Annotated in this window: 8 protein-coding genes; 2 read left to right on the top strand and 6 right to left on the bottom strand. The window is 65.6% G+C overall.

All coding sequences use genetic code 11. The features are described 5' to 3' along the window. Nucleotides 1-90: 90 nt before the first annotated feature. From GR168_RS12005 to GR168_RS11985, 5 genes are all read right to left on the bottom strand, one after another. Nucleotides 91-2,067 carry an SIR2 family protein gene (locus GR168_RS12005; protein ID WP_159370811.1) on the bottom strand — a complete coding sequence of 659 codons (1,977 nt, stop codon included), beginning with the start codon at nt 2,065-2,067 and terminating at the stop codon, nt 91-93. A 141-nt stretch (nt 2,068-2,208) separates the two neighbouring features. Further along, nucleotides 2,209-2,766: a hypothetical protein gene (locus GR168_RS12000; RefSeq protein WP_159370810.1), complete on the bottom strand. Its 558-nt coding sequence runs from the start codon at nt 2,764-2,766 to the stop codon at nt 2,209-2,211. 273 nt (nt 2,767-3,039) lie between these two features. Then, a complete protein-coding gene (locus GR168_RS11995) occupies nt 3,040-6,384 on the bottom strand; it encodes an SbcC/MukB-like Walker B domain-containing protein (protein ID WP_159370809.1) in 3,345 nt (1,114 codons plus the stop codon). Continuing rightward, nucleotides 6,381-7,271: a DUF4194 domain-containing protein gene (locus tag GR168_RS11990; protein WP_159370808.1), complete on the bottom strand. Its 891-nt coding sequence runs from the start codon at nt 7,269-7,271 to the stop codon at nt 6,381-6,383. Before GR168_RS11990 ends, GR168_RS11995 begins: the two co-directional genes overlap by 4 nt. Continuing rightward, nucleotides 7,268-8,782 (bottom strand): DUF3375 domain-containing protein, encoded by a 1,515-nt coding sequence (locus tag GR168_RS11985; protein ID WP_159370807.1) that lies wholly within the window; start codon nt 8,780-8,782, stop codon nt 7,268-7,270. The genes GR168_RS11990 and GR168_RS11985 overlap by 4 nt, the downstream gene beginning before the upstream one ends. Before the next feature lie 124 nt (nt 8,783-8,906). On the opposite strand from GR168_RS11985, the gene GR168_RS11980 reads away from it, so the two are divergent. Next, the gene (locus GR168_RS11980) at nt 8,907-10,022 is read left to right on the top strand and encodes an alpha/beta hydrolase (RefSeq protein ID WP_159370806.1); all 1,116 of its coding nucleotides are present in this window, start codon (nt 8,907-8,909) and stop codon (nt 10,020-10,022) included. A gap of 257 nt (nt 10,023-10,279) precedes the next feature. Here the strand turns inward: GR168_RS11980 and GR168_RS11975 are convergent, their stop codons facing one another. Further along, the gene (locus GR168_RS11975; RefSeq protein WP_159370805.1) at nt 10,280-10,966 is read right to left on the bottom strand and encodes a ZIP family metal transporter; all 687 of its coding nucleotides are present in this window, start codon (nt 10,964-10,966) and stop codon (nt 10,280-10,282) included. A 642-nt stretch (nt 10,967-11,608) separates the two neighbouring features. Between GR168_RS11975 and GR168_RS11970 the strand changes: the two genes are divergently transcribed. Continuing rightward, nucleotides 11,609-12,133 carry an MSMEG_0572/Sll0783 family nitrogen starvation response protein gene (locus tag GR168_RS11970; RefSeq protein WP_004019804.1) on the top strand — a complete coding sequence of 175 codons (525 nt, stop codon included), beginning with the start codon at nt 11,609-11,611 and terminating at the stop codon, nt 12,131-12,133. The last annotated feature ends 31 nt before the right edge of the window (nt 12,134-12,164 follow it).

Genomic DNA, 12,164 nt, shown 5'->3' with positions numbered 1-12,164 from the left:
GCTTGTCTACGACCTCACACCACAGTGGAATCGAAACACTGTCAGTAGTACTTTCGCCCGAGAGGGGTTGCCCAGATCGGGATCAAATCTTCATGGCCGGCGGTCACTCATAGTCCAGCAGCGCGCGCCCTTCGGCGACAGCTGAGTCATCAAATCCCGTACAGTGACTGAACTCTCGACGTCGTGCGCAATCAGCTTGACCAGTTGCTCGACGGCTTCTTCGGCGAAAACCGAATCCCGGCGCACCAGATTGTGAACATTGACCGACAGACCGGCACGTGCATTCCGTTGAACTACATCCTGCGCCGTGGGAGAGCTCGGCAGATCGCGGATCTCCCACCACGACGATGTGCGCAGTGCAAACCACGGATCCAGCGGCTTGGGGGCGCTCTCCGCTATACGGAACGGCGACAGCAAATTGGCCAGCTGGCTGCGTGCATGCTCGTAGCTAGTCAGTCGCCCGTGTCCTTGCTCGGCCCGGGTGATTGCCCACAACAGGACGACGTACTTGTACGTGGCGCGTCGCCCGTTCTTCGATGCACGCACGAGCTGCTCTAGTTCCGTTAGGAGCGTTCGTGACTCGTCCCAGTGCGGGTCTGCACCGAGCTCGGCGAGCTTGTCGCGAAGTGGGCGAAGCCGGGTCCGCGGGGTGGATTGAACGCGTCCGAGGACACCGCGAACTTCAGTGGCGGCGCTCTGATCACTAGCTTGAAGCAGCCCGCGGAACCTCTCATCAAGCAGCCACGACTCGTCCTGTGCGGCGTACATTGCCACGGCGTCGAGGAAGATCTCCATGGCTCGCACGCGTGCGACAATGCCGTCGGCGTCGCAATGTAGCCAACGAAAGCGGGCGTCCCAGAGTTCGGCTCGGGCCGGCGACTCAGAAACGTCTATGAACGTACCGAACGAGTGATCGCGGCTCAAGAAGTCGTCGACCTCGACCGCCAATCTGATGACGTTGTCGTCGGACATGGATGTGCCGACGACAAGCACGTGCCGGGTCATCATCAGAGCTTGCATAAGTAAGCCCGCAGGCCGAAAGTTTGCGTCATACCGCACGAAGCTCCGGCGGGTGAGTACGACGGACTCAGGTCGACCGACTTCGCCATGCATTTTGAGCACCCACGGTCGCCGGGGTTGGACCGCTTCCCAGGGGATCACCGTGGGCCGCAGTTCACCTGTCGCCTCGACCGCATTCTCATACAGCTCGTCGTAATTGGTGGTCACCACCTCGCGACAACGAAGTCCCGCCAGGAGGGAATGCGCGAGTGACACTCTCTTGGCGCGTCTCACTATCCGTGTGATCTCGCTACCCAACTCGTCGCCCAGCCGCATAGAGATCAACTCCGCCTGGTCGAGCGGACTGTTCTCTAGATTCATCAGTGTCTTGGCGTCAACGCCGGCCCTCGATCCCAGCTCTACAAGGAGGTCATTCCAGCCCGGAAGCCCGGCAGACATGCTGACGCCTGCACCAAGGAACAGCGCGAGGTCGCCATCGCGTGCCCGGGCACCGAGATCCTGCGCGACGCGGACCTGTCCGGGGGTGAGCTGCCAATGATCAGCATTCTCTGATCTCCGGAAATGTTGAAGTGCGCTGTAGACGGACCGGTCGGGGGTCACCAGAGCCACGTCGAGTGAGAGATCGGCCGCCACGGTCCGCAGCAACGTGACCAGGTCTCTGATCACGAGCCCCTTGAGACCTTCTTTCCCTCCTCCGCCTACGCCGAAGACTGGCATCGCCACCACTGGTGGACGTGGTCCCCTCGGCTCGAACGCGCGAGCTACGTCGGCCAGGACAGCTCGGAGGCGATCGGCCAACTCGGCGCCAACGGCTGCGGAGTTGTCGATGACGTTCACGAACCAGTTGTGCCCGCCCGGGGCGTCGCGACAGAAAGACTCGTCCCAGGTATCAGGCTTCGAAGGTTGCTCACCGCCGAACAACGGGTACCAGTGCGGTTCGACTTCGAAGTCTGCGTCCGTTGGCACCACGACTGCATCTGCGCCCAGGGCCTCAATCCGTCCGTGGACGACGAAAAGATGGCCGGATGCATTGGCGGCGTTGCTCATAGAGTCACTTAATCAGACACCTGACGCGGCAGGTCAGCGTGTGTCCGAACTCGCTTGTTCAGTCGTAGTCGCTAGATGCCGTCAAAGTGGCCGTGAAGCGTTGCACAACGTCTGATATCTCGACGATGCGCGAGTCGGTGTTTACAGCCTTACATGGATGGCCCGAGGACGGTTTCCGAAACGACTGAGCAGCTCGTCTCGAAACTCCCCTGCGAGCGGCGGACTGTTGATGAACGAAAGCGAGGCATAGTTGCAGTAACCGAAAAGCTCGTGGGGCCAGTTCCCGATCAGATCGATGTGTCCGCAGTTCGTACAGGTCACGGTCGGCTCCGCCCGCGACTCGTACCAGTCGAACATGAGTCCACCCGCGGCGCCGTGGTCGAACGACTGATGTCCGCATCGAGGGCACGGGGGCCCCTCGAAGCCGCCCATGTTGTGCGACATCTGCCAGCCCTTCTTGATCCGCACACCGAACAAGATGTACCGACCTTCGGCGACGGCTGCGGGTGCAACCCATTCCGGGTCCATGGCATCGGCGAATCGCGGGCCATCGCGGAAAGTCCCATAGAACCTGTCCGGCTTCGCTGATGGGGCGATGATCTCCTGGCCGAGCAGCCAATTGATCTGCGCGTCAACGAGATCTGACGCTTGATTCTCGTCAGCGTCGAGGCTCATGAACTCGACCCAGTAGTCGGACATGTCACCAACCTAGTCGCGCGCACGCGGAAGCCCGGAGGCACATACAAACTGCACCATCGCGTCCCCACGTGCCGTAGGTGTGCCTTTCGGCTCGAGGGTGTCACCGCCCGAGGTCTGGTCGCCAGGTGGCTTCGACACGCCTCCTCGCTAGCGCTCGTCGACGGCTCAACCAGCAGTAGGGGCGCTTGTTGACGGCTCAACCAGCGTGTGGGCTCGTCGAGGGTGGCTCAAGACGGCGAAGGGACACTCGTCGATTTGCTAACTAGCACAGCCCTACACCGGCAACTGACTCCCCGGCCGCCGCAGCTCCGAAAACGCCTTGATCCCCGTCGACGTTGCCGTAGCAACCGGCCGCAAGTCAGGCCCAGCCTCCGTCTTCGACACCATCACGACGTTGTCGACGTACGGCTGGATCGTGCTGGTGTTTTGGACCGTAGCCACGATGATCAGCTGGAATCCGAACTTGCGGAACGCCGACAGCGCCTGCTGGGCGAACTGCGGGTCGGACTTGGAGAACGCCTCGTCGAGCATCAGTTGGGAGAAGATGGGCCGGTTGTCGTTGCCGTGCGGACTGGCAAGGTTGAAGCTCAGCGCGCCGGCGAGACAGAAGGCCATCAGCTTTTCCTGCTCACCGCCGGAGTTGTCGCCGGCGTTGGAGTAGGTGCGGATGGTCTCCCCCGACTCGGCGTCGTGCTCCTCGCAGTAGAAGTCGAAGCGGTTGCGCACGTCGAGGGCGTCCCGGGTCCATTGGCGGTCCTCCGGGGTGTTGCCGGCGAGGCGTTCGCGCAGCAGCAGGATGTCGGAGTACTGCTCGAGGATGGCCTGCTCGTCGCCGAAGCTGACCGCGGTCGCTCGATTGGAGATATGCCGGGCCTTCTCGGTCAGCTCCTCGACCGCGGCGAGCTTCTTGCGGCCCGGACGCAGCCGGAGGCGTGTACCGCGGTTGAACGCCACCGCACCAAGGCCCGTGTTGACGCGCTCGATCTGCTCGACGATTCGTCGTTCCTCGGCGTCGGCGGCCATGTGCAAACCGAGGATCGCGCCCGGCGCCTGCTCGGTGATCAGACGACGCATCCGCTCGTAGGCGGCGGGCAGCTCACGCTCGTCGATGCGGCGGCAGACCGCGACGTAGTCGTGCAGACGTTCGTCGAAGTCGTCGCTGTCGTTCGGGATGGCGTCCGGGAATTCCTCGTCGTAGGTGTCGAGGATGCGGGCCAGCTCGTCGCGGGAGCGTCGGGCATCCGACCGCATGCGGTCGCGCTCACGGCTCGCGGCCTTGACGATCTCCTGTCGGTACGGCTCCGGGTTCAGCACGTCGAGCGTCGCGGAGAGGTCCTCGCGGAACCCGTCGAGCGTCTTCTCCGCCTGGGCAGGAACGGCTTCGGGCTTCAACCGGTCGATGAGGTCCAGTAGCTGTGTACGCCGGGAATCCTGGCGCGCGATCTTGTCCTTGACCAGCGCGGCCTGCGAAATCGCATTGCGGACCTGCTCCCACAGGTCCTCGGCTTTGCGCTGCAACGCCTCGACGTCGGGATTCTCCTCGATCAGCAGGTCGTACTGGTCGGTGAGCTGGTCGACGCGGTCATCGACGGAGTCGACGTCGATCTCGTTCCACTGCGTGAACTGCTCGCACACACGGCGATACGCGTCGCGGCGTCGTTCCTTGGCGCTGCGCTCACGGTCGAGCTCGGCGCAGTCCTGGCGGGCATCCTCGAACGCCCGCTCCTCGTACTCGAGTTCGTCGCGCAGCGCCGCGATCTTCGACGCGACGTCGCCGACGAAGATGTACTGCGACCGACGAAGCTGCTGGCGGTCGTCCTTCACCGCGAGCTTCGCCGAATCCTTGCGCAGGCCCTGGTCGGTGACGGCCTTGGCATGCTGGGAGAACTCACCGGGACTGTCGACGCACATGTGGTTGCCCAGCTTCGACAGCACCGTCATCGCCTCGGCGGCACACGGGTGCGAGGCGTCGACGGGACGGAGCTTCGACGCCAAGGTTCCCGGTTCCAGGACTGGCATCGGGCGAGAGTCGGCCTGGTGCAATTGGATCCGGCCCCGCATGTCGTGCGAGTTCACGAACCGCAGGGCGGCGCGGAAGTGTTTGTCCGGCACCAGCAGGCGCAGGCCGACGTTCCGCAGGACCTTCTCGACGGCTAGGCGCCAGCGCTCTTCGTCGGGGTCGAGTTCGACGAGTTCGGCGACGTACTTCAGCTCGGACTCGTCGATCTGGAGTCCGTGGGCGATGGCGCGGCGCATCTCGTGCTCGGTGCGCGGCAGCGCGGAACCGGCGTTCTCGACGCGGCCGAGCTCCTCCATGGCTGCGTCACGGCGGGTACGCGCGGCGACCTCGCTGGCCAGTGCCTCGGCATAGTGGGCGCGCCCGGCGTCAAGCTGACCGTCGATCTTGGCGGCCTCCTCGGTGAGTTCCTCGCGGAGCAGCCAGAATCCCTCGGCCCGGGTTGGCGGGGTGAAGCCGAGCGCGGAGACCTTGTCCTCGTACGCGTTTCGTCGGGCGGTGACCTCGGTGCTGAGTTTCTGTGCGCCGCCGAGCTGTTCGCGCAGCGGGGCGAGGTCGCCGGTGGAAGTGGCGATCCGGGACAGCAGCAGGCTGTGGTCCTGGCGGAGCTGGTCGTGCTGGGTGGTCAGCGCGGCGAGATCACCGTCGAGGCGGGTGATCTGGTCGTCGAGGTCGGCGACCTCGGGCTGCGCGTTGTGGATCCGCAGGTTGTTGACGTAGCTGCGGATGGTGGTGTTGTCGATGGTGTCGAGCACGGAGAAGGTGGCCGCCTCCCCCGCGTACCGCTGGTGCACTTCCTCGATGTTGCCGAGGATGGTGCGCTTGCGGCGCGCGACGTCGAGCAGTTCGCGGGCTTCGACGAGCGGGTCGATCTGGTCGAGGGCGTCGGCGATGCCGACGATGCTGGTCGGGGCGTCGAGCATGAACTCCCGCACGAACTGCGCGAGGCCGCCGACGCTCTTGAGCGATTTGGCCTTTCCGAGGAGCTGCTGCGCGGCGTCGGAACCGCGGATGCCGATGAGCGAGTACAGCGTCGAGAGGTACTTGCCCTCGCCGGGTCCGCCGCGCCAGCCGCGGTCGCGGAACTTGGCCGAGTTGTAGTTGTTGGCGGCCCACTCGTTGCAGGCCTCGACGATGTCAGCGTCGCCGTCGTAGATGAAGTACGAACTGTGCGCGTCGGTCATCTTGCCCGCGGCAAGCCATTTCAGCACCAGGCCGGTGATGGCCTCGCCGGAGCTGGAGGTGTAGGTGACCGAGATGGCCGCCCACGCCGGGCCGGTGCCACGCAGATACATGATCTCGCGGTGGGCGTTGGTGCCGTCGCGTCGTTCACCCCACGCGCCGCGCACGTACTTGCCGACCGTGCGCTTGCCGCTGGACGATCCGGCCGCCGTCGCATCGCCCGAGGCGTTGAAGTTGCGTCGATGATCCGGCAGGAACGCCAGCGAGATGGCATCCAGCAACGACGACTTGCCGCTGCCCGACGACCCGGTGATCAGAGAACCGTTGGGACTGAACGGGATCGAGTGATACCCGTCGAACACGCCCCAGTTGATCAGCTGCAACCGGGACAGGTGGTATTGGTCGACCTGCCCGCTCACCAGTCGTCTCCTTCATCGTTCTCGCCGTACGCGTTGTCTCCGTCGAGGTCGGCTGGGTCGTCGTCGCGGTCCGCAGGTTCGTCGGCGAGGTCCTCCGGGGGCACTTCCCCGGTGTCGCCGGAGCCGATGAACTGCTCGAATTGCCTTTGCAGGTCGGTGATCACCGACGCCGTCATCACAGCGGAGATCACCGGGCTGACGACGAAGGTGTCGGCGTCGTCGCGCTGCTTGCGCAGGAACTCGAGCTCCTCCATCTTGTCGAGGGCGCGTTCGATGCGCTTGTCGAAGAGCGCGAGGTCGCGGTCGATGGTGTTGGTGACACCGGCGAAGAGCTCGTGGATCTCCTCGCGGGTGATCAGCACCGGCTCATCACGGGCGGCGCGCACGTACTTGGCGAGGTGCAACGCCAGGATGGCGTCGTAGGTGTGAATCGTCTCGCGCTTGAGGATCTTTCGGCCCCAGCGGGAGTCGTATCCGGCCTGCTCGACGAAGGCGACCTGCAGTTCGTCGACGATGCGCAGCCGGAGGTCGAGTTCGGAGAGGCGGCCGCGCAGCACGTCCTGGTACTCGGCCACCCATGACCACAGCTGCGGCTGCCGGTCACCGCTGATGTAGCGGCGGGTCAACAGGTTCTGCAGCGCCCAGCACGCGCGGTCGGGCAGCTCGCTGACGTCGCCGTCGAAGCGCGGTGCGTTGGGCGTGTGGGTTGCCGCACGGTTCGCGACGGTGGGCAGATCGTCGAAGCCGGCGAATTCGTCGGGGGTGGTGGGGGCGCTCGTCGCAGCGTCGGACTTGGGCTCGCCCTTCGTGGCTCGCTGCGCTCGCACCTCAGGGAGCGGGGGTGGAATCTCGCCGGAGCCGGGGTTGGTCTCGTCGGTGGTGGTCATTCGGCGTCGACCTCCGCAGTCGGAATCGGTTCGGTGAACGTCAGGTCGGGCACTTCGATGGCGTGGTCGTCGCCGATGAGGGACCGGAAGCGGACGGTGGTCATCGGTACCTTCTCCCCTGCCGCTTGCTGTTTCGACGCCCACGACCAGAGGACTATGACGTGCGCTAGGTATGGCTCCTCGAGTCCGTCGATGACGTCGGCGAGGGCGACGGGCCCGGTGGCGACCGCGGCATTCACGGTGTCGGTGAGTTCGGTGGTGTCGACCTGGCCCGACAGCGATGCGAACGACGTGAGATCGGCGTCGACGGCGGCCGGGAGCGCCGGCGCGGGCGGCACGTGTTCGCGGATCTCGAAGGCGAGTCGGCCGATCGAGTTCACCGTCGGCGCGGCCAGGGGTAGCTCGTAACCGATGCGACGATCGGCGAGTGACGTCTTGAGCAGTTCGTTGGCGGTGGCCAGGGCGTCGTTGAGCTGGCGGGCCAGACCGCGGCTCTGCTCGAGCGTGCCGGACGCGACGAAGCGTCGGATACGGCGTGCACACCGCTGCCGGGTTCGGCCGACCTCCGCCATCTGCTGGGTCACGAGGCCGAAGAAGTTGTCCATCACCGACCGCAGGCCTGCGTCAATGCCCGGGAAGCTGTCGATAATGGTCTCGATATCGGACTTCAGGCGCGCGCGACGCTCCGGATCCTGGATCAGGTGCGAGAACGCCTGGTACGACGCGGACTGCGGCGAGTCGAGGAGCGCCTCGTAGTCGTCGAATAGCTGACGCTGGCGATCGCGGTAGGCGTGGTCGGAGTCGCCGGGGTCGTCGAGCAGCGCGGTGGTGATGCGGTCGAGCATCGCGCCGTACTGCCCGATGTCGGAGATGATCTGCTCCATCTGGTAGCCGATTGTGCGGGCAGCGTCCTCGGCCACGCGCAGGTCGACCGGGGGGCGTCGGCCGGCGTCGAGGTCGGCGAGTTCGGCGTCGAGGTCGGACATCTGCGCCTCGATCTCCGAACGGATCTGGTCGGGGTCGTTGCTGACCTGACCCGCGACGCGTCGGAGCTCGGCGGCGATACCGGTGATGGAGCCGCCGGTGGCGATCGAGTCCTCGCGACGCTGACGCCGCATGAAGTCCAGGACCGACCGCGCCTCACTGGTCAGGTGGCACAGGTTCGGGGCGTGCGGGTCGGTGGTGTCGGTGACGCGGTGCAGCCAGCCCTGCCGAGCCCAGAGTTTGACCAGGTCGAGGCCGGTTGCCTGATCGGTGAGGTCGAGGTCGGCGAGGTCGCGGTCCAGGCGCACGGTCAGCTCGGTCTCGGACAGTTTGGCGCCGTAGTCGAGGTGCCGTTCCATCAAGGTGACGTAGAGAGCCGAGTTGGTGGCCGCGAAGAGTCGGCCGACCGCCGACTTCTGGATCGAGCGGTTCGATTCCCACGCGTCGGCCAGCGTGAGCTGCACGGACTCGGCGGCGCTCGATGCGCCGGGGGCCTCGACCGGAGCCGGGAAGGCTGAGAACTCCATCGCCGCCTCACGGGGATCTCGGGGACTAGAGGACCCGGGTAGTCTGCCACGCCTGGCGGCTGCCGCCCCACCCGGTGGGTCGCGTGTCCAGCCGGGCATCGACGCTCTCGTTACTCTGAGCGGCATGGTGATGGCTGATCGTCCGGAGGTCCAGACCGCGTCGGCGCCGGTGACCGCGCTGACCGTCGTCGGGCTCGCGCAGAGCATCGTCAACGGCCTCGCGCGGGTGCCGTTCCGCAAGCCGTGGTCGGGCCCGTCCGGACTGCTCGACAATCTCGGGCAGTCGGTCACCCGCCAGACCATCCGCGCGTTCATGGGCTACTCGATGGGACTGCCGATCGAGGAGTTCCGGTCGATGGAGAAGATCCTCGACGACGTGTGCCGCGTCGTGATGCCACCCTTCGTCGAGTTGACCGACGGCGTCGAACTCACCGACGACATCGTCGGCGGCGTGCCCGGGCTGTGGTGTCGCGCCAAGGCCAGCACCGACGCCTACGTCGACGACGATTGCGAGAAGGAGGAGATCGGCGCGACGATCCTCTACCTGCACGGCGGTGGATACATCGGCACTTCGCCGATGATGTACTCGGCGTTCGCGTCGTCGCTCGTGCGGATCGCCGGGCACGAGGTGTTCATCGCCGACTACCGGATGGCGCCCGAGTTTCCCTTCCCCGCAGGCGTTCACGACGCCGCGGATGTTTACCGCGGGCTGTTGGGACGCGGCGTCGACCCCGACCACATCATCGTCGCCGGCGACTCCGGCGGTGGTGGGCTCGCGGCGTCGCTGGTGGCCTACCTTCGGGACCACGACCTACCGCGCCCGGGCGCGTTGGCGTTGTTCTCCCCCGAGATCGACCTCGACCTCGACCATCCGTCGATCACCGAGAACGCCCCGTACGACATCCTCCCGTGGAGCATTCCGGTCACGCCGTACCTGCATGGCGTCCAGCCGAACGACGCCCGGGTGTCGCCGGTCAACGCCGAACCCGATCCGTCTTGGTTCCCGCCGACGTTCGTGTGCTGGGGCGGGTGCGAGATGTTCCGTGATGGCATACGCGACTTCGCGGCGAGGCTCGAGGCGTCGGAGGTGCCGACGCACGCCATCGAAGAAGACGGCATGTTCCACGTCTTCCCCATCCTCATGCCGTGGGCTGAAGCGTCGAAACGCGTGTTCCGGGCGTTGTCGGAGTTGGCAGATGGGCATGTCGAAGGAGACCCGGAGGCTGCGCAGACGCACTGATTGGTTCGGCTCGGTGTGGGCGGGACCCTTAGTGACGGCCCTCCGCAAGCTCCGGGCCTCCTCAGGGAGCAGGGGGTGAGGGCCCTCCGCAAGCTCCGGCCCTCCTCAGGGAGCAGGGGGTTAACGGCCCTCCGCAAGCTCCGGGCCTCCTCAGACTCAGGGAGCGGTGGGGTGCGGGCGCCCTTCGTGGCTCGTCGCTTGCGCTCCTCGCACCTCAGGGAGCATGAGGTACGCCATCATCGGGGAGCAGAAGGCGGTCAGCCGAGGACGAAGGCGAGCAGGAACCCGCCCGCGGTCGCGAGGCCAACCCACCAGCCACCTTCGCGGTACGCCTCCGGCATCAGCGAATTGGCGAGGACGCCGAGCGTCGCACCGCCGGCGAATGCCTGGACGACGCTGATCGCGGTCGCCGGGATGGCGTCGGCCATCGCGTAACCGCCCACCGTGACCGCGACCAGGACGACGGCGGTGAACGTCCACATCGCGAGCGCCGAGCGGCCCGAAGCGTCGTGCTCGCGGCGCATCAACGACGCGCCGCTCACCGCTTCCGGGACGTTGCCGACGGCAATGGCCACCACCAGCACGAGCGAACCACCCGCGGTCAGCGAGACACCGAGCGCGGTATTCTCCGGCACGCCGTCGAGGAAGACGCCGATCATCAGTGCGGGACCGATCGCCGTGGATCCGAGCTTGGTCTCGACGAGCCGGTCGGCCACGACGTAGACCGCGGTCCCGGAGAACAACGCGAGCGCCGCCACCCCCGGGCCGGCCTGGGTGAAGGCGGGGTCGAACAGTTCCGTGGAGACGGCGGCGATCATCGTGCCCGCGCCGAACGCCATCAGCGTCGCCAGAATCGGATTCGGCAGATTCCAGCGCAGACCGATCGCAGCACCGACTGCGATCGGGATGGCAGTCGCGAGGCCGTACAGAACCGCGGTGAGCATATGGACAAGGTTGCTACGTGTCGCGGGCGATGGCGAGTGTGGCGCGCAGAGGTGTGGTGGGTGGGTTGGGGAGACCCTTCGTGACGGCCCTCCGCAAGCTCCGGGCCTCCTCAGGGAGCAGGGGGTGCATGGCCCTCCGCACGCTCCGGGCCTCCGCAGGGAGCGGGGGGTGCATGGCCCTCCGCAAGCTCCGGGCCTCGCCAGGGGATCAGTGGGGGTCGCTTCGCTCCTCAGGCAGCGAGCACGCTGAAGTATCTGCAATCCGACAGGTCACAGAATTGCGGATACCTCGATGGACCGTCGTCAGGGGCGAGGGATACACTGGGTCTCGTCCGACGAACCGGTCAGACCCCCGACCCGACCGGTTCGTCGGATTTTTCATATGCGGGCATGTCTGGTCGAGTCGGTCGACCGACCAGGGTCGTGTTACGCGAATCCGGGTTTTCTTTATTCCGCCGGAAACCATTCGGTAATCGATGGCGAGTGAACTGAGTGTCGTAGCAAGCAATAGCTACTCGATGAGACCGGATCTCCGGTCGAACCACTCTGGGCAATGATGCCCGATCCACCTCCCGCACGTCGAGCCGCCATGCGGCCGATCACTCACAGACACTGTCTCGTCTCGCCATCCCAGGAGTTCTTGTGCCTTCTTTCGACGAAACCATCACCGAGAACATCGCCGCGTCGCTGGCGGAGATCCCGCACCCCTCACTTCCCAAGGGCTCCAACATCTATGGCGGCACCAAGATCTTCCCGGACTATCAGGCCGAGAACGGTGAGTCGTACTTCACGCTCGTGCACGGCATCGCCCACGAGTCGTCGGTGTCGTTCGTCGCCGTTCTGCAGGCCACTCGCGCGCTCCGTAAGGGCTTCGAATCGGCCATGTACTTCTACGGACCCGGTGCCATCAATTGCCTTGCCACACGGGGCTTCCCGACGACGGGTGACTCGGGATTCCCGGGCGAGCAGAACATCAACAACTCGCTCGAGACCTTCATCTCCGAAGGCGGCACCGTGTTCTGCTGCCGCTTCGGCCTCGCGCTGCACGGCGGACGTGAAGAGGACCTGATCGAAGGCGTCATCCCGGCACACCCGCTCGACGTCCAGGACGCACTCATCCACTACGCACGCAAGGGAGCGATCATCAACTCGACCTACATGGTCTGACGCACCAATCACCATCCCTCTTAGCATCTTC

Origin of the sequence: Gordonia sp. JH63 (genome assembly GCF_009856645.1) — a bacterium.
GTDB classification, from domain to species: domain Bacteria; phylum Actinomycetota; class Actinomycetes; order Mycobacteriales; family Mycobacteriaceae; genus Gordonia; species Gordonia hongkongensis.
This window is presented reverse-complemented; position numbering and strand designations above follow the sequence as displayed.

What these genes read in the sequence shown, in the direction of transcription:
- GR168_RS12005 (WP_159370811.1), bottom strand. Translation starts at nt 2,067, where the DNA reads ATGAGCAACGCCGCCAATGCATCCGGCCATCTTTTCGTCGTCCACGGA.
- GR168_RS12000 (WP_159370810.1), bottom strand. Translation starts at nt 2,766, where the DNA reads ATGTCCGACTACTGGGTCGAGTTCATGAGCCTCGACGCTGACGAGAAT.
- GR168_RS11990 (WP_159370808.1), bottom strand. Translation starts at nt 7,271, where the DNA reads ATGACCACCACCGACGAGACCAACCCCGGCTCCGGCGAGATTCCACCC.
- GR168_RS11985 (WP_159370807.1), bottom strand. Translation starts at nt 8,782, where the DNA reads ATGGAGTTCTCAGCCTTCCCGGCTCCGGTCGAGGCCCCCGGCGCATCG.
- GR168_RS11980 (WP_159370806.1), top strand. Translation starts at nt 8,907, where the DNA reads ATGGTGATGGCTGATCGTCCGGAGGTCCAGACCGCGTCGGCGCCGGTG.
- GR168_RS11975 (WP_159370805.1), bottom strand. Translation starts at nt 10,966, where the DNA reads ATGCTCACCGCGGTTCTGTACGGCCTCGCGACTGCCATCCCGATCGCA.